This window comes from Sphingobacterium sp. UBA6317, assembly GCF_002440385.1.
Classification (GTDB): domain Bacteria; phylum Bacteroidota; class Bacteroidia; order Sphingobacteriales; family Sphingobacteriaceae; genus Sphingobacterium; species Sphingobacterium multivorum.
Genome location: NZ_DJTD01000031.1, coordinates 21,437 through 42,381, shown reverse-complemented (window position 1 = coordinate 42,381; position 20,945 = coordinate 21,437). Strand labels below are relative to the sequence as shown.

At 38.7% G+C, this 20,945-nt stretch carries 21 protein-coding genes; 12 read left to right on the top strand and 9 right to left on the bottom strand.

All coding sequences use genetic code 11. The features are described 5' to 3' along the window. Window positions 1-23 precede the first annotated feature (23 nt). Window positions 24-422, bottom strand: coding sequence for a hypothetical protein (locus B3E92_RS09615; RefSeq protein ID WP_088160125.1), 399 nt, complete (start codon window positions 420-422; stop codon window positions 24-26). 221 nt (window positions 423-643) lie between these two features. On the opposite strand from B3E92_RS09615, the gene B3E92_RS09610 reads away from it, so the two are divergent. From B3E92_RS09610 to hemL, 6 genes are all read left to right on the top strand, one after another. Further along, on the top strand, window positions 644-1,483 hold the full coding sequence (locus tag B3E92_RS09610) for a hypothetical protein (protein WP_286710084.1): 840 nt from the start codon (window positions 644-646) through the stop codon (window positions 1,481-1,483). A 219-nt stretch (window positions 1,484-1,702) separates the two neighbouring features. Further along, a complete protein-coding gene (hemA, locus tag B3E92_RS09605; RefSeq protein WP_075990921.1) occupies window positions 1,703-2,944 on the top strand; it encodes a glutamyl-tRNA reductase in 1,242 nt (413 codons plus the stop codon). A gap of 358 nt (window positions 2,945-3,302) precedes the next feature. After that, window positions 3,303-4,889, top strand: a complete 1,587-nt coding sequence (hemC, locus tag B3E92_RS09600; protein WP_088160124.1) for a hydroxymethylbilane synthase — start codon at window positions 3,303-3,305, stop codon at window positions 4,887-4,889. 90 nt (window positions 4,890-4,979) lie between these two features. Then, a complete protein-coding gene (gene hemB, locus B3E92_RS09595) occupies window positions 4,980-5,948 on the top strand; it encodes a porphobilinogen synthase (protein ID WP_070561999.1) in 969 nt (322 codons plus the stop codon). Window positions 5,949-6,090: 142 nt separating this feature from the next. Continuing rightward, complete coding sequence (locus tag B3E92_RS09590) at window positions 6,091-6,483, top strand: hypothetical protein (RefSeq protein ID WP_182981025.1); 393 nt, start codon at window positions 6,091-6,093, stop codon at window positions 6,481-6,483. 87 nt (window positions 6,484-6,570) lie between these two features. Continuing rightward, on the top strand, window positions 6,571-7,881 hold the full coding sequence (gene hemL / locus B3E92_RS09585; protein WP_286710085.1) for a glutamate-1-semialdehyde 2,1-aminomutase: 1,311 nt from the start codon (window positions 6,571-6,573) through the stop codon (window positions 7,879-7,881). A 91-nt stretch (window positions 7,882-7,972) separates the two neighbouring features. Here the strand turns inward: hemL and B3E92_RS09580 are convergent, their stop codons facing one another. From B3E92_RS09580 to B3E92_RS09565, 4 genes are read right to left on the bottom strand one after another with little or no spacing between them, the layout of a single operon-like run. Further along, on the bottom strand, window positions 7,973-8,518 hold the full coding sequence (locus B3E92_RS09580) for a DUF4252 domain-containing protein (RefSeq protein WP_083295802.1): 546 nt from the start codon (window positions 8,516-8,518) through the stop codon (window positions 7,973-7,975). Window positions 8,519-8,524: 6 nt separating this feature from the next. After that, window positions 8,525-9,046 (bottom strand): DUF4252 domain-containing protein, encoded by a 522-nt coding sequence (locus B3E92_RS09575; RefSeq protein WP_046674926.1) that lies wholly within the window; start codon window positions 9,044-9,046, stop codon window positions 8,525-8,527. A 6-nt stretch (window positions 9,047-9,052) separates the two neighbouring features. Next, a complete protein-coding gene (locus B3E92_RS09570) occupies window positions 9,053-9,742 on the bottom strand; it encodes a hypothetical protein (protein WP_286710086.1) in 690 nt (229 codons plus the stop codon). Window positions 9,743-9,783: 41 nt separating this feature from the next. Then, window positions 9,784-10,299: an RNA polymerase sigma factor gene (locus B3E92_RS09565; protein ID WP_286710087.1), complete on the bottom strand. Its 516-nt coding sequence runs from the start codon at window positions 10,297-10,299 to the stop codon at window positions 9,784-9,786. Window positions 10,300-10,572: 273 nt separating this feature from the next. Here B3E92_RS09565 and B3E92_RS09560 point away from each other — a divergent pair, with 273 nt between their 5' ends. Next, window positions 10,573-11,409: a hypothetical protein gene (locus B3E92_RS09560; protein ID WP_286710088.1), complete on the top strand. Its 837-nt coding sequence runs from the start codon at window positions 10,573-10,575 to the stop codon at window positions 11,407-11,409. Between the two features lie 105 nt (window positions 11,410-11,514). Here the strand turns inward: B3E92_RS09560 and B3E92_RS09555 are convergent, their stop codons facing one another. Further along, complete coding sequence (locus B3E92_RS09555; protein ID WP_070561991.1) at window positions 11,515-12,807, bottom strand: DUF3472 domain-containing protein; 1,293 nt, start codon at window positions 12,805-12,807, stop codon at window positions 11,515-11,517. A 428-nt stretch (window positions 12,808-13,235) separates the two neighbouring features. Between B3E92_RS09555 and B3E92_RS09550 the strand changes: the two genes are divergently transcribed. The 4 genes from B3E92_RS09550 (at window position 13,236) to B3E92_RS09535 (ending at window position 16,637) form a co-directional block, all read left to right on the top strand. Next, the gene (locus B3E92_RS09550; protein ID WP_070561990.1) at window positions 13,236-14,390 is read left to right on the top strand and encodes a sensor histidine kinase; all 1,155 of its coding nucleotides are present in this window, start codon (window positions 13,236-13,238) and stop codon (window positions 14,388-14,390) included. Window positions 14,391-14,452: 62 nt separating this feature from the next. After that, window positions 14,453-15,142 carry a LytR/AlgR family response regulator transcription factor gene (locus B3E92_RS09545; RefSeq protein WP_070561988.1) on the top strand — a complete coding sequence of 230 codons (690 nt, stop codon included), beginning with the start codon at window positions 14,453-14,455 and terminating at the stop codon, window positions 15,140-15,142. 75 nt (window positions 15,143-15,217) lie between these two features. Beyond that, window positions 15,218-15,940 carry an intradiol ring-cleavage dioxygenase gene (locus B3E92_RS09540; protein ID WP_070561986.1) on the top strand — a complete coding sequence of 241 codons (723 nt, stop codon included), beginning with the start codon at window positions 15,218-15,220 and terminating at the stop codon, window positions 15,938-15,940. Between the two features lie 10 nt (window positions 15,941-15,950). Then, window positions 15,951-16,637 carry a hypothetical protein gene (locus B3E92_RS09535; RefSeq protein ID WP_139144908.1) on the top strand — a complete coding sequence of 229 codons (687 nt, stop codon included), beginning with the start codon at window positions 15,951-15,953 and terminating at the stop codon, window positions 16,635-16,637. Window positions 16,638-16,909: 272 nt separating this feature from the next. Here the strand turns inward: B3E92_RS09535 and argC are convergent, their stop codons facing one another. The 3 genes from argC to B3E92_RS09520 form a co-directional block, all read right to left on the bottom strand. Continuing rightward, complete coding sequence (gene argC, locus B3E92_RS09530) at window positions 16,910-17,923, bottom strand: N-acetyl-gamma-glutamyl-phosphate reductase (protein ID WP_139144907.1); 1,014 nt, start codon at window positions 17,921-17,923, stop codon at window positions 16,910-16,912. Window positions 17,924-18,025: 102 nt separating this feature from the next. Next, window positions 18,026-19,210 carry an argininosuccinate synthase gene (argG, locus tag B3E92_RS09525; RefSeq protein WP_070561980.1) on the bottom strand — a complete coding sequence of 395 codons (1,185 nt, stop codon included), beginning with the start codon at window positions 19,208-19,210 and terminating at the stop codon, window positions 18,026-18,028. A gap of 161 nt (window positions 19,211-19,371) precedes the next feature. Then, complete coding sequence (locus tag B3E92_RS09520; RefSeq protein ID WP_070561978.1) at window positions 19,372-20,088, bottom strand: GNAT family N-acetyltransferase; 717 nt, start codon at window positions 20,086-20,088, stop codon at window positions 19,372-19,374. A 575-nt stretch (window positions 20,089-20,663) separates the two neighbouring features. Between B3E92_RS09520 and B3E92_RS09515 the strand changes: the two genes are divergently transcribed. Continuing rightward, window positions 20,664-20,927, top strand: coding sequence for a hypothetical protein (locus tag B3E92_RS09515; protein ID WP_046674987.1), 264 nt, complete (start codon window positions 20,664-20,666; stop codon window positions 20,925-20,927). Window positions 20,928-20,945 lie beyond the last annotated feature (18 nt).

Sequence of the window (20,945 nt, the reverse complement as noted above, 5' to 3'; positions counted from 1 at the left end):
TTATTTGGACAAACGGCTTTATTTTATTCAGTTGTCGCAGAAACCTTCTTGGTACTCAACAATAACATTAAAATTCCAATCAAATAGACAACCCAGCCCCAGCGCATGTGCAAGGATTTAGAAAGCAATTTATCGGCAAATCCCCAACCGAAATAGTTATTGATCTTAAACCAGACCGCTGTTATACTCAACAGGTACCAACAGGCGGCTAATCGAGTCATCCATTGATAAGCTCGAACTGCACGAACAAAAAATAAAAGGGCAGTTACCCCCAGAATAAGTAATGTAATAAAGAATAAATAGGCATCTACCTGATATAAATTCCAATTTCCTTTAATAGGCACTTTTAAGAACGGCGTCATGCTGGACAAAAAAGAAATGACTAGTCCAACGATGGCAACGTATTTTTTGATAATAATCATGATTCAAATTCCTTTAAAACTGCTACGAATATAAGTTGAATATTGACACATATATAACTTGTATTTCACTTTTTGAAAAATTATTCTATTTTTAAGCGCAATTAACGCTTAGAACAAATAAAAAACAAATCTAACAAAAAGAATATCAGTCATTTAAACCTTATTTTTCTCTTGTTTAAAAGAGATGAGTATAATTTTTAGCATTAAGCCGAACAATAAACATGAAAAGAGAAGTTGAAGAAATCGCTGCAGAACAACCCGCACAGCCAAATAAAAAGAAAAGGGTATATATCATTATTGGCGCCGTCCTATTGGTTATTCTAGCGGGTAGCGGGTATTACAATTATAGCCAGCGACAAGCTTTCGACGGCTTGCAGGTAGATAGTGCCGCCACGGCTGCCGTCGGATTTGACAATGCCGATCCCAAAGACCTGGAAGATGCTGATGGATGGAGTTCATTAGAAGACTATCAACATTGGAATAATGCAATCTTCACTCTTCCGGAATACGACAACATTCCATTACGCTACAGAAGGGGGATTACAAAGATATTTATGGGCAATAGCTACCTAGAGCCCGTAGATGATAAACCTATATACAAGTTTACCCGGATAAAAGATCGGGCTAAATCTGTTTTCTGCTATGGAAACTTTACAGATCGCAATGATTCAGACAGTTGGAATAAAGAAATGGCTTTCCTAGTAGAAAAGAACGACTACCAGAGTAGTGCCATCTGGATCATATCGGCAAAAGGCGATATTTTATTCTGGAAGGAATATTCAAGCGAACTGCCACTCATTAACAGCTTCAAAAAGGGACAGAAAATTTTTATGGACGAGATGAAGTTAGTACCTGCTCCTGCCGATGGAATTATTGTCAAGAACAAAAACTCCAAGTACGCATTAATTTACAATAAAAGCAGCAAGACCTTCGACAGCTATTATCAATATAGTGATAGTGAAATTCAAGAAGCTACTACTTCTGAAGAAGAACCTTATGTGGAAGAATTGGAAGATGTTACCATCGACTCTGCAAGCACAAATACGGGTATTAAAGAATAGTTTATCGTGTTTTATCGCTTAAAATTTTCGTCACGATGTATCGTGACGAAAATCATTTAGCATCAAGCTATAACATAAGTAATTATAAAACAGATTATTAAATAGAAAAAACAGCTATTTAAAATCTTTCTAAATTAATCCCTTTGACAGATTTTTGACACAAGCACAAAGCTTTTAAGCTACATTTGTACCGTTAAATATAAGCGAGGGATTAGAGCTTTGAAAAATCTTAAAGTATTAGCGTTTACTCATAAACATGTCGAACTAAAAGATCTAGGTAATCTAGTGATCTGCAATGAGGATTTAGAAAGTCGCCTCATCAATCTAAAGCATAGCCTAGACATTCCAGAGATCTTTTATATTGGTACTTGTAACCGAGTAGAGTTTGTATTTTATGGTGCTCATGAATTGACCCATGAATTCATTGCTGATTTTATGGGGAAATTAAACTTCTGTGTACCTCAGGAAAGACTACAATGTTACTTGGGACAGGTCAACAAATACGAGGGTATGGATGCTTTAAATCACCTGCTTCGGATGTCATGTTCACTTGAAAGTCTTGTTGTTGGTGAAAAAGAAATTTTGGCACAGGTACGTCGCGCATATGATCGTTGTAGAGAAGCTGGTTTTACTGGAGATTTTCTACGTCTGATGATGGATCGTCTCGTAAAAACTGCTAAAGAAGTATACACCTATACTAAAATTTCCAGAAACCCAATTTCAGTTGTCTCTCTTGCCTATCGCAAATTACGCGAATTAAAACTGGTTGAAAACCCTAGAATCGTCATCATTGGTTCTGGAGAAACCAATCAGAATTTAGCAAAATATTTCCAGAAGAACCAAAAAGCTAAGTTCGTTATTTTCAACCGCACAGTGGAGAATGCAAAGGCCCTAGCCGAAGAATTAAATGCTGAAGCTTACCCCTTGGCTGATATTGATCAGTACAAAGAAGGCTTTGATATTCTGATTACTTGTACAGGTGCGCCTACCTCCATTATTGACAACACACTTTACCAATCGTTATTAAACGGAGAGACTGATAAGAAAATTATCATTGACTTAGCCGTTCCGAATGATGTTGATGCTGAAGTTCTCCAAAATAATCCGATTCATTATATCGAAGTGAGCAGCTTACAAGCTATTGCGGAGAAAAACATCCAAGAGCGTTATAATGAATTGGAGAGTGCCGAAAAGATTATCCAGGACAATATCCAAGAATTTTTACCTTTAATCAAACAGCGACGCGTAGAAGTTGCTATGCGTGAGGTTCCTGAAAAGATTAAAGAAATTAAATCATTTGCGCTAAATGAGGTTTTTGCTCAAGAGGTTCAAGCCCTAACCCCCGAAGCGAGAGAGGTCTTGGAAAAAGTCATCAACTATATGGAAAAGAAATACATCAAGGTTCCAATGGTTATGGCGAAAGAAATTTTGGTTAAAACTCCAGAAACGGAAAAGAACTAATACTAAACCTGCTCTTGGAGCAGTGATTTCCTTCTACTTTTTATTATCACCCTAGGTTTTGTACTAAGGTTATTCTGCTCGCTGAATGTGCTCTGCTCACATCCCATGGAGCTACCCTTTGACTGTTTCCCATAAATTTCGGTTTATCAATTATTTCCTGACATATAATGACAGTAACGTGTCAACATATTCCTTCTATTTATTTATTTTTGCTCTGATTAATGGTATTAAACACATTTTTCCGAAATTGTTCATTTTCCGGGGCTCAATTGAATTGAAACACATTCTGTGCTAGTTGAATACGTAGCTACCGGTGGAGCATCTTTGTGATTGTTTTAATAGGTAAAGTAAAATTAACGTGAATAGAAAACTAATTATCGGTACCCGGGGAAGCGTTCTTGCCATGTGGCAGGCAAATTTTGTAAAAGATCGATTGGCAGAAATCGGAATTGAAGCAGAATTAAAAGTCATTAAAACACAAGGGGATATCATTCAACACCTTCGTTTGGATAAATTAGAAGGCAAAGGATTTTTCACTAAAGAGCTTGAGGAAGAGCTTTTAAGCGGGACCATTGATTTAGCTGTACACTCACACAAAGATTTACCTACGGTCAATCCTCCAGGATTGATCATTGCAGCGGTTTCTGAGCGCGAAGATCCAGCTGAATTATTGATTATCCACAAAGATTGTGTAGACATCAAAAAACGTCTTTCATTAAAGCACAATGCGACAGTTGGAACATCATCTAACCGTAGAAAAGCGCAGATCTCGGCACTACGTCCTGATCTAGAATTTGACGATCTCCGTGGTAATTTGCAGACAAGAATCCAAAAACTACGTGATGAGCAATATGATGCCATAGTACTTGCAAAAGCAGGTATTAGCCGTATTGAAATGGATATTACAGATTTTCATGTGGAGGAGATTCCTCCTGTTGAAATTATTCCGGCACCAGCGCAAGGGGTACTTGCTATTCAGATCCGTGAGGTTGACAGGGAACTTTTTGGAGCTTTACAGCCCCTGAATAATGAAGAAGTGGCAAAAACAATCTCCGTAGAACGTTTGGTATTAAATAAATTTGACGCCGGCTGTCATGCGCCACTTGGCTGTTATTGCCGCAAAAGCGGCGATGAATACGAAGCTTGGGCCTCTATTGCTGAAACAAGTGAAGATTTCCCTGATCGTGTTTACCTTAGAGATACCGATGCGACACGTTTAGCGGAGCGAATTTTCAATAAGTATGCAAAGGATAGAAAGCTTCCACAATCTGTATTTATCTCCCGGGAGGTAGACGAAAATTCCTATTTCGCAAGAGCAATGGGCAAGCATAATATTACTATTGAGGGCCGTTCTTTAATCAAAATATTCCCTATTATCAATAAACTGGATCCTTTTATCCTAAAACACGTTGACTGGATTATATTTTCAAGCAAAAATGGTATTGAGCACTTTTTCAATTTAGAGCCTCGTTTGAGCAAAAAGACCAAGATCGGTGTCATTGGCCGCGGCTCGGAAGAGATTTTGCGTAAATATGACCGCGTTGCTGATTTCTCTGGCGACAGTGAGGGCATCAATATGGAGGAAATTGCGAAGAAATTTGCTGAATTGGCCAATGGTGGTACCGTGCTTATTCCACGTGCGAAAGAATCTTTGGAAACAATCCAAAAAGCGTTAAGCCCGGAGACGAAAATCATCAATATACCGGTATACGAAACGGTCTTAGAAGAAAATGTAGATCCATCCAATGCGGAAGTATTGGTTTTTACCAGTCCAAGCAACGTGGAAGCTTATTTTGCGGACAATCTGTTGGAACCGGGCCAGAAAGTAATTTGTATTGGCCGCTCTACCGGTGCAAAGTTTGATGAGATGAATGTCCCTTATACACTTCCTTATTCTCCAGATGAAATAGGTCTTTCTGAAGCCGTTTTTGGATTGGAGTATTAGAATCGTATAAAGTAGTTTGTATTTCAACGTCGGTAAACGATTCCACTGACTTTGAAATAAACAACATAGATCATAAATAATCTTAATATAATGTTACAACGTCCGAGAAGAAATCGTAAATCTGCCGTGATTCGCGACATGATTCAAGAGACACGTTTAGACGCGTCAAATTTGATTTTCCCACTTTTTATCGTCGATGGGCAAAATCAAAAAACTGAGGTTAAATCGATGCCTGGCATCTATCGCTATTCAATAGACAATCTATTGAAAGAAGTGGAAAGTTGCCTAAAGTTGGGCTTACGCTCATTTGATCTTTTCCCTAACATTGAAGAGTCCTTAAAAGACAAATATGCTACAGAAAGCTACCGTGATGGAAGTTTATACTTACGTGCGATTGCAGCTGTAAAGAAAAATTTTCCGGAAGCTTGTATCGTAACGGATGTTGCTATGGACCCTTACAGCAGTGATGGGCACGATGGAATTGTCGAAAACGGTGAGATCCTAAACGATGAGACATTAGAGGTATTGGGCAAGATGGCTTTGGCACATGCGCAATCAGGTGCAGATATCATTGCTCCATCAGATATGATGGATGGTCGCATCGGTTACATCCGTGAGCTATTGGACCATAATGGTTTTACAAACGTTTCTTTGATGTCCTATACGGCAAAATATGCTTCGGCCTATTATGGTCCTTTTAGAGATGCCTTAGGCTCGGCGCCCAAGCATGGCGATAAAAAGACCTACCAGATGAATCCTGCCAATGCAAAAGAGGCGCTTATCGAAGCACAGCTCGATGCACAGGAAGGAGCAGATTTTCTGATGGTAAAACCAGGACTTCCCTACTTAGATATCGTTAAACTTCTTGCAGACAACTTCGATCTGCCAATTGCGGTATATAATGTCAGCGGAGAATATGCGATGTTAAAGGCGGCTATTCAAAACGGCTGGTTAGACGAACGTGTCATTCTAGAAACGTTATTGAGCTTCAGACGTGCTGGCGCTACTGCAATCTTATCCTACCATTCCAAAGAAGTATTGGAGAAAGGTTTTATTTAACAACTTCCAAATTATCTTCGATAATCGGAATATAACTAACAGAAGCTCGGGAATTCATTTCCGAGCTTCTGCTTTTTTTAAAATATTATTTAAACCTTTTTATTACATTGCGGTCAAACAGAAAATTATAATCCACCTTATTATGTTAAAAAGTATTATAATCAGCAGTTTCCTGTTATCGGCTCCTTCCGTACATGAACATACATTTTACTCCTTTTTAGAAGGCAATTGGATTGCGGCCAACGCTAAATTGAAATCAATCATATTTAATAAGAATGGCGACGCCTTTTTCACCTTTTCAAATTCAAACCATCAAAGTCCCCCAACTTCAGTTCATCAAAAAGTGGGCAATTTTGCAATATTAGATAGCAAAAAATTCAGTGGGTACTTTTTTAGTCCAAGCCTTTTTGGAAAATATAATGATAATAAGACGGCTTTTGAGATTGAAATTAAATCGGCCAATGAGATTATCCTGTTTGTCAATAAACAAGAAATACAATTGCTAAAAAAGGAAACTATTACTCAATTTAAATAGCTAATATCAGGCTATTATGGATTCCTTACGTTTCTATGAGACTTATCTTCTCAAAAAAAGATAACTTCGCATTCAAATACATAGACTATGCAAGCACCTGATATTTCAAGAGCAAAATCTGCTGAGCTATTTGAAAAAGCAAAACAATATTTCCCTGGAGGCGTAAACTCTCCTGTTAGGGCCTTCAAATCCGTATATGGTACCCCATTATTTATTGAACGTGGCGATAAGGCGCATCTTTGGGATGCGGACGGCAATGAATTCATCGATTTTTGTTGTTCATGGGGTCCCCTAATTTTAGGGCACAATAATGATCAAGTTCGTGAAGCAGTAGCGGCACAACTCGGGAAAGGCTTAAGTTTTGGCGCTCCTACTGCGTTGGAGAACCAACTAGCTGAGTTGATTATCGAAAACAATCGATTTATTGAGAAAATTCGCTTTGTCAGTTCTGGCACCGAGGCTGTAATGTCTGCTATCCGTTTGGCTAGAGGCTATACGAAACGTGATAAGATCATCAAATTTGATGGCTGTTATCATGGGCACTCCGATTCTCTTTTGGTAAAAGCTGGTTCTGGCCTGGTAACCTTTGGTGAGACATCTTCGGCCGGTGTACCTAAAGCATTTGCAGACGAAACCATTGTTATCGAATTAAACGATAAGCAAGCTTTAGAAGCTGCTTTTGCAGAGTTTAAAGATCAGATTGCGGCAGTTATCATTGAGGGTATACCTGCAAACAATGGCTTATTGTTGCAATCTAAGGAGTATGTTCACTTCTTACGTAATATCACCAAAGAACATGGTGCAATGTTGATTATGGATGAAGTGATCACAGGATTCCGTGTTGGTTTTGAAGGTGCTTCAGCTTACTATGATGTACAACCTGATATTATTACCTACGGTAAAATTATTGGTGGCGGAATGCCTGTTGGTGCCTATGGAGCCTCAAAAGAATTGATGGCCTGTATATCTCCTGATGGTGCAGTTTACCAAGCCGGAACTTTATCCGGAAATCCAGTTGCTATGGCTGCCGGCATTGCCGCATTAGGTATCTTGGCACAAAAGGATTTCTACACAAATTTAAATGCCAAAACAGAAGCTTTCGTCAATGATATGCGTACTTATATTGCGGAGAAAGGATATAAAGTTCAACTTTTCCATGTGGCTTCTATTTTTTGGTTTGCCTTCACAGAACAGCACGAAATTAAAAAAGCGAGTGAAATCGATCCTAAATCGATGGAATCTTATAAAATTATGCACCGCGAATTGTTAAATCGTGGCGTATATTTTGGTCCTTCAGGCTATGAAGTAGGCTTTGTTTCTGATGCACATACAGCAGCGGATCTTGACCAGGCAAAAAAACATATTTTCGATGCTTTAGACATTGTCTTTAGTGCATAAAATCAAACTACTATAAAAAAGCCCTCCAGTATATTACTAGAGGGCTTTTTTTATAGGTTAGTGGAAGTATAGGCTCGAATCAACGTGCTTATTAGAGTTTGTTTGCCAGCTTCTTATCTTTAGATTTCATCTTATTTAGTCCGGCAATAAGTTCATCCAATGAAAACTTACCTTTGATATCCATAAAAACACTTTCATCTTCGTTATCATGAACGAGTAGAGAAACCCGCTGAATAACATTATTCTTATCAATACGCGCATTCAGCGAAATCTCCTGTCCATCCGTGTTAATAACCAGTAATTCCTCAAATTTGTTCTTCTTCAAAAACTTATGGTAATCGTCCAAAATCCGTGCATTCTTCGTTTTGTCATTATTTGAAAGTGTCAGCATTCTGAACTTCTTTAATTTCTTTACAATTTCAGCCATTGCACGAGACTCTTCATCATTATCGTCCTTTAAGGCTTTTTTCATAAAGGGTTTTGTTAACCACATCGGTAAATTAATGGCAACAATCTCAGCGTCGTCCGATACATTAGACCGGCTGACGAAATCCATATTGGAGGCTTTTTTTATCATGCATGACTGCATGGAGAAAAGAACGCCAACTAGGCACAACAAGGTTAGTAATCTTTTCATAATCTTCTACTTTTTGTTGTTATCACCTTTATTCTTACTCACTTTATTGTTCCCTTCGTTGACCAAGCTAGTCACGTCTTTCAACGGTATAGCCCCGTCAAGGATCATAAATAGATTTTGCCCATCTCCGTTGATCGTTAGTAACAGATTGTTTAAGATGTCGGCATTTGCAGACATATTTTCGACCATGAACCGGATATCCTGACCTTCATTATTGAGCGACATGAGTTCTTCATACTTTAAATTTGAAACTGCCCCTTGAATAATACCTGTTAAGGCTTTATCCTCCCCATCTTCAACAATCAGCATCCGCAACGATTTAACATTCTTAAGTAGTGGTGTAATTGTCTGCATATCCTCATCGTCTATTTTCAAATTACCCAATAGCTTGAACATCGGCGCCCCGATTTTTAGTGTTGTCACACCTTTCTTTCCTTGATATTGTTCAAAAAGTTTATCCAATTTTGAAATTTGTGCATTTGCCATACTTGCTACAAGTAGAAGGCAAGCTATTAAAAAACCTTTCATTTTATTTTAGTTAATCGTTATTGACATTTGTTTTATATTCATTGCTTTATCTACACCATTTTCCAGATTATTTGCCAGTAAGCCTAAAGATTTTAGGGTCAGTTCAACAGCTTCCTGTTCGTTCGCGACAGGTTTCCCATTCAAAACCACATAATCTGCCTGATAGGGTTCACTTTCGACTGATTGCAGACTTTCAGCAACTATTTTCTTCTTTTCAGTCCATGCCTTCGCTCGTTTTTTAACTTTAGAATGTTTGAGCGTTTCTGCGATCTGTAACGTCTTACCGCTTTCCACCGAAGGGGTCCCATCATTAGCATTGGAAACTACCGTTTCTTCATTTTGTTGTTCGATCAGCTTCTTGTCCGCGGATTTTAGCTCTTTCATTTCCTTTTCGGCAAGTACAGGTACTCGCGTTGTTGGTTCCTGATTTAGGAATAGTGCAATTCCAATAGCCATTAACAACATGGCTGCTGCTGCATATTTTATCCAGCTATTATTCCACCAGATAATACGTTTCTTATCATCATTGATCTCACTTTGGAAGTCCTCAAAGGACCAATCCATTGTCCTATTCTTTTCCTGATTCAATGATTGAAAAAAAGCATCATCCGAGCTTTTCAATGCTCTTTCTTCCTCTAATGACGACTGGCCATTAAAGTACTTCTCTTCCAATTCTTTTAATTTCTTATCTTTCATCACTGTTCATCTTATTTTCAAAGACGATGAAACAATCGTGTTTATTTCTTATCAGAATAAATCCTCATGGTTTCATAATCGAATAATTTTGTCAATTGTTCTTTTACCTTCTGTCTAGCACGCATCAGATTAACTCTTACCGCAGACTCGCCCATCTCCAATACTTCACCGATTTCATCGATGTCATAATCCTCAACATCGCGCAGATGCATAACAAGCCGTTGTTTTTCGGGAAGGGAATTGATCATTTCAAGGATAATTTCTTTCGTATTCCCAACAGTATGTTCCGTCATGGTAACAACCTGATGCTGCTCAACAAAGTCTGCCCTGACCTTATCTTTTTTTAGACGATTGAGCGCTTCATTTTTAACACTCTGCATGCAGAAGGCTTCCATATTTTTATATTGAAGCAGCTGATCTTTTAATTGCCACAACCGCATCATCACATTTTGTACCGCATCAAAAGCCTCATCATCATCAACCAAGATCCGTTTCGCAAAGCGAAATAGCTTATCCTTATGGATGAAAACGGTATTTTTAAATTGCTCTTGGTTCATGTTATCGTCAATATTGAGACTTACGCTATTTTAATCTTCTAATCGGCTTTTGCCCCATCTCCGTATCACCTGTGCCTTTTATATTATCAAGACATTTCAGCTTATCGATTTATTACATCTAATATGACTATTTTTTTAAAAATATTTAATTCACTGTGTATTAAACTTCAATGAGTAGCCCAAACGGCCTATTTTTAACCTTATTACAAACAAAATAGGAACATAGACTGTTACTTAAGATGCTGAATGATTAAAAAATTAAACAAAAAAATTATGAAGTATTACAGAATTATCGGTATTACTGCTGCAGTAGCGCTCATGGTAGGCGCTATCGGGTGTAACAACTCATCTACGAAAAGTACAGGTGGAGCTGACTCAAGCAGCAGTATGGACACAAATACTGCACAGAAAATGGACTCAATCACCGTTAGTCCTATTGCAGACTCGAAAGAATTTCCTGGAGCTGATCTGCAGATCGCCTCGATCACTGCAGAAAAGGTAGGAACAGACTCCGCAAAAGTAACTGTAAAATATGCGATTAAGAATTTCAAATTAACGGAGATGACCGATGATGCCCATGCTGCCCATATGGCAAATTCGCATGATGGGCAACATATTCATTTTATTTTAGACAATAAACCTTACACGGCTCTCTACAAGCCCGAGAACTCTGTAACAGTACCGTTAAATTCGGAACATTACCTGCTCTCATTTTTATCAAGATCCTATCATGAATCCATAAAAACCACTGAAGCTTCTAAATTGGTAAAATTTAAGATTGATGCAACGGGTAAATTGACGACGGATGCAACACCAAAGGAATCATCACTTTTCTATTCTCGACCTAAAGGTGAGTATAAAGGAGATGAAACAAAAAATCTCCTGTTAGATTTTTACGTAATCAATACCAAACTTGCTCCAGATGGCAACAAGGTAATTGCAGATATCAATGGCCAGACATTTACATTGGACAAATGGGGCCCATATGAGATAAAAGGCCTGCCAATGGGCAACAATAAAGTAAAATTGACTCTAGTAGATAAGGATGGTAATGCTGTTACCGGAGATAATGTTTCGGTAGAACGTGATATCAAACTGTCTGAAAAATAAATCCAGAGCTGTACAAAACAAAAAAGAGTCGCATTGAAATGCGACTCTTTTTTGTTTAGGATAAACTTTGAGCAACAATAAGGCATCGTCTTTATTCCTTTTTGATTAAGGTAGTTTGTCAAAATCAATTTCTGGTGCATTATTTTTATTCCGGAATTCAAACTTACTTCCTTGCTTAACAACGTCACTAAAGAAACCACCATTTCTAAGAAAGTATCCGTTTTTGTTGATGCCGCCGATTGCATCAATGCGCTGATTTGCACGATAGGTATTATCCACACTGAAAGAAGCCGCTTGTACAGCTTTCCATTGCCCATCATAGACCCATTGATTGCCAAACTCAACCTTTCTACCCAGGTAGCCTTGATTCGGACTAAAGTTCTCCAAGAAACTATGGAATCGTTTCAGGTAGGTATTTGTCTGCGGACGTTTGAAGCTTGCGATCACATTCCATGCATTCTCTTCAGGTACAAAAAACCAGGCGGTATAGTCGGTATTTCCTCTTCCATCGGGCACACCTTTCAAGAGAAACTTATAGGTTATACCTGCTTTCCAAAAGTACTTGCGGTAACTCTGCCCGCCTGACCCTTCATTTCCAAACTCGCCCGAATGCACATCCTTTCCTTTTTTTAGTAGATGGATTTTTTGCTCATCTGGAATACTTTTCGGATCATCTGTATGGAATGGACTCCATACGGAAAATAAGATACGTCGCTCGGTTTCTGAATTAACCTGTATACCAAAGTAGCCTTCGCCAAAACCATTCGCCATAAAATAGGAACCAACTTTATCTTCGCCTTGAGGGACGGTAACTTCATTATAATAGTAACTCACGTTGCCCTCCGTAGGAACGGTATAATTAAGATGACAGGAAGGTCCTCTTCGGGACCAGTAGTAATAGTCGGGGTTATCAGAATAGATAAGTCCTTCTGACGCGGCTTCACCGCTAACAAGTAGTTCTGTCACATTAGCAAAATTACTGCCCGATTTACTGACTCCTTTTAGGTCGACCCGAACATAACCGGGAGCCTTTATTTCAATGGACAGCGGAGCTGTTTCGGCAAGTTCATTTCCTTCAACATCTACAACGGCTTTTTTCCCTAGTGCGTCAATTTCTATTTTAGATTTCCCAGCATCATTTTTCGCTTTCAGCTTTAATGTCAATTTCCCTGCTTTCTGAGCCCGAAAATAAACCGATGCCACTTCCTGATTGCTTGACCATTTTACGAGGCCATTACGACCGGAAATTTCCGCATCACCGGCTTGCCCTGCGGTGATGAAAGCGTTCCCGGCTAGAGGAACGGCATACGTCTTCCCTGCTGTCTGTGCGATACCGCTTATCGAAAGACAGGATAAAGCTCCCAGAAAGAGATACTGGATAAAGTGTTTTCTTTTCATACTTTATTTTTTTTATCAATTTATATATCAACCTTAAGCTAGTTATACTACCTGCGGTTATTCATATTCGTCATAAACTCGAGATGCTATTACATTCTAATACTTCGCGAAACCGACTACTTTATTAGTTCCGAAATTCAATTTATCAGCTACCTTTATGCTGCACTTTACTATTGAATAAAGATGGTATCGGTTTGTGAAACTGGATTATTTGATGAAGATAAGGCTTAGATTTACAGAAAAAGAAAGGAAATGTATATCAATCGATTGTGTAAAAAAACGGCAATAATTGACCACCATTCCTTTCCATTTAAATGAACTATTATAAAATGAGATGTATATTTTAACATTTTAAAAATACGATCTAATCTTTTTGTGTATTTTTAGGATCAGAGTCCCCTTTTATAAAAGCTAAAATAGCAAGCTCCATGGACAAATCTGCTTATAGCACATCAAAACGTATCTTAGGACAAAAACAAATCTCCATATTGATCCATGGACTCGCCTGGCTTATTTTCTTATCCTTTCCAGTACTATTTTTTAACAACGGTCAATTGGAAATTAAGGAAATACTTTTTGCACCGGCATTTTGGATTTTCACAGGCTGTTTTTTAATCCTATTTTATGTCAATGCCTATGTACTGATTCCATACAGCATAAAGCATCGAAAATTTATCAGTTACGGAATCTCCATTATTTTGACAGGTTTGTTACTAGCTTGCTATCTTCAGCCCTTTGACCGGCTGATGCGTATTGGACGTCAACAATTACCGACCCCTGGGGACAGAGAATTTTCACCTAGGCATCATCCTGATTTTCCACCGCCACCATCTGCTAGGCATTTCCCATACCGAGGTCCAGGGCAATCCCCGGGACAACGGCCACAACCTATCGATATCGCTTCTGTGTATATTTTCCTGTTAACTATTAGCCTTGCCGCGCTCTATAGAATCGTAACCTATTGGATGGAAACGCAGCAAAAAATGCAATTGGTCGAACAAGACCGTATGAAGGCCGAACTTTCCTTTTTAAAAGCGCAAGTCCACCCCCACTTCTTGTTTAATACCTTAAATAATATTTACGCATTGGCACTGACCAATGATGATGCCGTCGCAAGTAGTATTCATCGTCTTTCGCAATTAATGCGTTATTACATGGATGAACGGCACAGTGATACGATTGACATCAAGATCGAAATCCAGGCTATACAAGATTTTATCAATCTCCAAAAGCTACGCATTGGCCCGAATTGTTCGATCAGTGAACACTATACGGGGCTCGAACACCCTAAAACGATACACGCATTTGTGCTGCTTCCTTTTGTTGAAAATGCGTTCAAATATGGATTAAGCACCATAGAGCCCTGCCAATTAAGTTTTGAGGTCATTCTAACGCCAACATCCTGCACATTAAATGTAAAGAATAGCATTGCTACACAGTCAACCGAACAACACCGCACAGGAACAGGCCTTAAAAATGTTCAACGTCTATTGGAACATTTTTATGCCGACAGGCACCGCCTGACGATCCAACAGGAGGATCATTCTTTTTTTGTTCAGCTTATCCTCTATATTTCTCCATAAATTGTTTTTATATTAGGCTATACGATTATGTATACATAAAGCAGTCTATCTTAATTTAATCGATGTTAACTTGCATAGCTCTTGACGATGAACCATTGGCTCTTCGTGTTATTTCTACGTTCACAGCAAAGCATCCCGCTATACAGCTTGCTGGAACCTTCAATAACCCCCATGAAGCGAAGTTGTATCTCGCCAATAACAGTGTTGATTTGATTTTTTTGGATATTGATATGCTCGAAATCAACGGTATTGATTTTGCAAAAAACTTAAATCCAAGACCCTTATTGATTTTCACTACGGCACATAAAGAATATGCGATAGATGGATTTGAACTTGATTCAGTAGACTATCTTCTCAAACCATTTGACTTCACTCGTTTTGAACGGGCTATCGATAAGGCAATGACACGTTCAGCTTCACAGAGCCATCGCCCTTTCTTAATCGTTAATGTGGAATATCAACGCATCAAAATCTACCTTGATGAAATTGAGTGTTTGGAAAGCATGCAAGATTATATCAAAATTCATCTCATACAAGGAAAAACAATATTGACTTTGTCGACGATGAAAGCCATGTTGGATCGTTTACCGCCAAATCAGTTTATCCGCATTCATCGCAGTTTTGTTATCGCGGTCAAACACATCATTACGTTTTCACAACGTAAAATACAATTACCCAACTTCACATTGAAAGTCGGCGATGGGTACTATAATGAAGTGATCAAATGTTTACGTGATTCGTCGATGCAATAAGCCTCTTTATCGACACTTAACATTATTTTACATCTCCGTCCACTACCTTGCTTCCATTCATAAAAAAGAAGAGATATGGAACGCAAAAATTTTATAAAAACCTTATCATTGCTGGCATTTACAGGTCCAATGGTCTGGGCAGCCTGCAAGAAAGACGATACCGCATCAACCACGGACGAGGGCACTGACGTCAATGTTGATTCAAGCTGTAGTGTGACACCATCTGAAACCGAAGGGCCCTTTCCGACAAAAACACCTTCAAGTTATGTCCGCTCAGATATACGCAAAGGTGATGGTATTGGGGCTAATATGCTCGGTTTAATTACTATTGTCAATACAAATAATAACTGTGCGGCACTAGAAGGTGCCTTAGTGGATATATGGCATTGTGATGTGGAAGGTAATTACTCGCAATATGGTGGAACACAAATGCAATCCAGCAACTATCAGTCTGTCAATTGGTATCGTGGTAGACAAGTTACCAATGCCAATGGACTTGTTTCTTTCCAAACCATCTTTCCGGGCTGGTATCAAGGCCGAGCAACACATATTCACGTCCATGTATATGATGCTACCGGTAAATCGCTATTAGTGACACAAATCGCTTTTCAAGATAGCCTGTGTCTTGAAGTCAATAATACAGGTTCATCTTATGGTTACAAAAAAGGTGTTTCAGGATATACCTATAATGCCAATGACAACGTATTCAGCGATGGTGTTACCAAAGAAATGTCTACGGTCACAGGATCCTTATCTGAAGGTTTCCAAATGAAAATGACGATTCATGTTAATGCTTAACAGCCTGATCATGCAGGATATTAGAATCTATATCGCGGAACAGCGAGGGGAAACATCTACCGGAACACATTTAGTCAGGAGCACCCTCAATTATGGCTCCTTTGCTGCTCCTCACCGGGAAGCTATTGGTCGACTTCAACAGGTCAATAACTGGGAAGTTGCGCCTCAAGGCACTTTGGATCTCCCGACCAATAAAGGTACGGTCTCGCTTTTGATTCCTTTGATTGGGGATCTACTTGTAACAATGAATGGCCAAACCTACACGGTACCCGTTGGGACAATCTTAATATGCAATCCTGGAAATAGTACGGCAATTCATATAAGGGCATCGTCCGAAACTGAAGGCCCAGTGACCTTTCAAGAATTTGGACTTAATTCGACAATACACACTCCTACACTACCTCATATCGTGGATCTTCCATTTACATCTTCATTTGAGAAAAACAAGATGTATCCTGTAGGCACCGATTTAGCTACTGATTTTCAGTTCTACTTCGGTGCATTTGCTGGAAAACATGATTTTGAATTACAAACTGGCCCAGACCACAAAAACGTATTTGCATTTACGTTAGATGGTAATTTTGAAATTGAAGAACGCATCCTTTATCCATTTGATGGTCTTTATCTACCATATTCAAACAATTTGGACATCGAATTTTTATCAGCAACTGGCCTTTTGGTAGTTTTGAGTTTCTAAAAATAATATCCATCATCAAAGTCCAACCTATCAATTCACTCTGATTCAATAGGCTGTCGACATAAGAGTCCGTTTTTTTGAAAAACGACATATCATTGTTCATAACTGGATAATGTACGTTTCGAAAGACCGATTCATAAAAAAGTGAAGGGGCTACCCTTCACTTTTCCACACGATATTAATAAAATGTTGAAAACCTTATTTCGCTTTCAGGACGAACTCCCAAGTTATTCACAACTTGTTAATATTGCTGTTTAATATCCTAAAAAGGGTTAAAAACCAACGCTTTTCAAGTTTAATCCTGTACGCTCGTCTAAACCGAACATTAAGTTCATATTTTGTACAGCTTGACCGGATGCTCCTTTAAGCAAATTATCAGTCGCATTTAAAATAAGGAGCTTATTTCCGTGCTTTTCGAGGTGGATAATACTTTTATTTGTATTGACAACCTGCTTAAGGTCGATATTTTTTTTGCTGATATGCGTAAAAGGGTGAGCGGCATAATAGCTCTCATACAATGCGTAGGCCTGCTCTTCAGACAAATCGGTGTCTACATAAATAGCCGAGAAAATTCCCCGGGCAAAATCTCCACGTTGTGGAACAAAATTAATTTTTGCTGCAGCACGTTCCAACAACGATCCTGCTGACACCGGTAAAAATCCCGCTTGCAGCTGATCCAAAGATTCTGAAATTTCCTGTAAATGCTGGTGTTCAAAAGATTTGTAAGCAGAAAGATTATTGTTACGCCAGGAAAAATGCGTGGTTGCACCCGGTTTTTGCCCCGCTCCTGTTGATCCAGTCGTTGCATTAACATGGATTTGATCCGGTAATAAGCCTTTACTCGCTAATGGCAATAAAGCCAATTGTATGTTTGTAGCAAAGCATCCTGGGTTTGCAATATACTGCGCTGTTTTGATTGCTTCTTTGTTTAGTTCTGGAAGCCCATACACAAATTGGTGCCCTTGGAAAGCTGTATTCGCACGAAGACGATAATCTTGTGAAAGATCAATAATCTTCACGGATGCATCGATCGGATTTGCATCTAAAAATTTGCGTGCATCTCCATGGCCCACACATAAAAACAAGACATCAATCGCGGAGTGATAGTCGGAAGAGAAGGTCAATTCAGTATCGCCAAATAAATCATTGTGAACTTCATATAACTTATTTCCTGCATTGGAAGCACTATTAGCAAATACGATTTCCACCTCAGGATGATAAATCAATACACGTAATAATTCACCACCAGTATATCCTGCCGAACCAATTATTCCTACTCTTATCATTTTTTTGAATTTAGAATTTAGGGATGTGTTGTCCCCCATTATGCCCTGTATTTTTTCTTATCAATTTTACGTTAAGAAAAAATACAGGGCACAAAACACGGTTTATTTTTTATTCACTTTGTGCCAAATGATGGTTTGATTTCCAAAAATTTTGGAGAAACCTTTCACATCGTCACCTGTATAGCCCTTATTCATCTCACCATAGCTACCGAATTTATTGGACATCAAATCGTGTTCAGACTCGACACCAATGACGACAAAACGGTATGGGTGAAGTTCAACAATCACTCGGCCAGTCACTGTTTCTTGTGAAGATTGCAAGAATGCTTCAATATCACGCATAACGGGATCGTGCATTTGGCCTTCGTGCATATAATTTCCATAGAAAGCAGCGATTTGGTCTTTCCAAGACAATTGCCATTTGGTCAAGGTATGTTTTTCTAAGGCATGGTGTGCCTTAATTAAAATGACAGAAGCAGCAGCTTCAAAACCCACACGACCTTTGATACCAATGATGGTATCACCCACGTGGATATCACGGCCAATACCGTATGGTTGAGCGATTGCCTGTAATTCTTGAATCACTTTAACAGAAGCCATTTTCTCACCATTTAAGGCCACAGGCTCTCCTTTTTCAAAATCGATTGTAATTTGTTGTGGCTCTGAAGAAGTCACTGGAGTAGGCCATGCCGATTCAGGCAAATATTGGTTGGATGTCAATGTTTCTGCTCCACCAACAGAAGTACCCCAAAGTCCTTTATTGATGGAGTATTTTGCTTTTTCAGCAGAATACTCTACACCATGCTTATTCAAATACTCAATTTCGGCTTCACGCGACAATTGCAGATCACGGATTGGGGTGATAATTTCCACTCCTGGAATCAGGGTCTGGAAAATCATATCGAAACGTACTTGGTCGTTTCCTGCACCGGTAGATCCATGAGCAACACATTCAGCACCAATTTTCTTTGCGTAGTTTGCAATTGCGGTTGCTTGGCATACACGCTCAGCAGATACTGACAATGGATAAGTCGCATTTTTTAACACATTGCCAAAAATCAAAAATTTAATAGTTTCGCGGTAATAGTCTGCCGTTTCGTCTATAGCTGTATGTGATTTCACACCTAAAGCATAAGCACGTTCTTCAATATTTTTTAATTCTTCATCCGAAAAACCACCTGTATTTACAACTACGGAATGAACTTCTAAACCTAAATCTTGTGTAAGATAAATACAACAGAATGAAGTATCTAATCCGCCACTAAATGCTAAAACTACTTTTTTCATTAGAATGTTATTTTATGAGTGTTTGTTTTCAACGGCTGACTTAAGCTCGTTTCACTCGGTTTTTTATTATTATGTTGAGAGAACCTTGAACTGATCTTGTTATTATGAACGTCTTCAGTTACCTGTTACATCAATTTTCAATATAATCGATCAGCTTTAGCTTAATATCCTTTTGCTACTTTGTTATGCTTCGGAAAATTGACGGCAATAAATTTATTGGCCGATTTCCAAAACTTCGCCTGTATACGCTTTAGCAGAGACTGTTTTTGTGTAATTCTTTCCAAGCGTTCTTTCGCTTCATGCTTGCGCTGGATCTTCTCTCGCAATTCACGTTCTTTCTCTTCGGGGTCCCAAAGCATGGCTGTACACATACAGTTTTTACGGTCTTTGCTCATCAGAATTTCATAATTCACGCAACTTTGACAACCCTTCCAAAATTCATCATCGGAGGTCAATTCGGAATATGGAACCGGTTCATAGCCTAGTTCTGAGTTGATTTTCATCACGGCAAACCCGGTTGTCAAACCAAAGATCTTCGCTTTAGGGTATTTCTCACGGGAAAGTTCGAAGACTCTTTTTTTGATCGCTTTTGCCAAACCGACTTTTCTGAATTCGGGATTGACAATCAAACCTGAGTTCGCAACATAATCACCATGCCCCCAAGTTTCTATATAACAAAAACCTGCCCATCGGCCATCTCTATGTAAAGCAATCACTGCTTTACCTTCATTCATCTTGTTGGCAACGTATTCTGGTTTACGACGCGCAATACCAGTACCACGAGCCTTTGCAGACTCGAACATTTCGTCGCAAATAACCTCTGCATAATGTGCATGCTCAGGTTTAGCCGGGATAATTAAAAAATCTGATATAGTCATTGACTTACGACCCTAATAATAAAACAACAACTACTGTCGTGTTTTGTTACTAAATAAATTAAAATAATGGATTCAAAACCATCGGACAATCATGGTCTTGCTTGGAAAGATTCACTACCTCAAATCAAGCCCGAGGTAGTATAGGTCGTCGGAGGCGTAAAACAGGTATTTCTACAAAAATGAAAGCACAGAAGACCTTCCTCATAAACTTCTCAAAAGCTTGAGTATAAGAATAATCGTTCTTTTTGTTCTGTTTCATTTTTTAATGCGCTGTCAATTGTTTCTGACGATGCAAATGTATAAAAATATTTTTTTCTTTTCCACAATATTCTAATTGATTTTTTGCAAAAATCAAAAATTTACAATCTACCATCAAAACCGCGTTGTAAGCTTCATTTTCAAGCAATTAATCCGCAATAAGCCGGCAATAGACCGCGCACATTAGCGATATTAATTTGACAACAAAACGTATAAAGGTTTAAGGCTTTATCAATTGAAATTGTTGTTTTTCCTATCGGTTCGTTATTTTTAGTCAAAAACAATACTTTTGTAGGGATCATTTAATGGAGAATAGTATGTCACCGAGTTTAATTTTCTATCTTATTTTTGCTGTCCCTTACATTATCTTTATGTATTGGCTCGTCAAACAAGACAAACATAAATATGCCTGGGGAATAGCAATCATTACTATTGTTGCCCTATTAGCGATTTACGTATCGCAGAAAGCCAGTAAAGTGGCCATGGACAATTATCAACAGCATCAGATCGACTCGAGAGAGATCGAGCGGGAAGAGCGTTTACAAAAACAACAGGATAGCATTAATCATGCTCAACAATAAAAAAGCGGCGAATGCCGC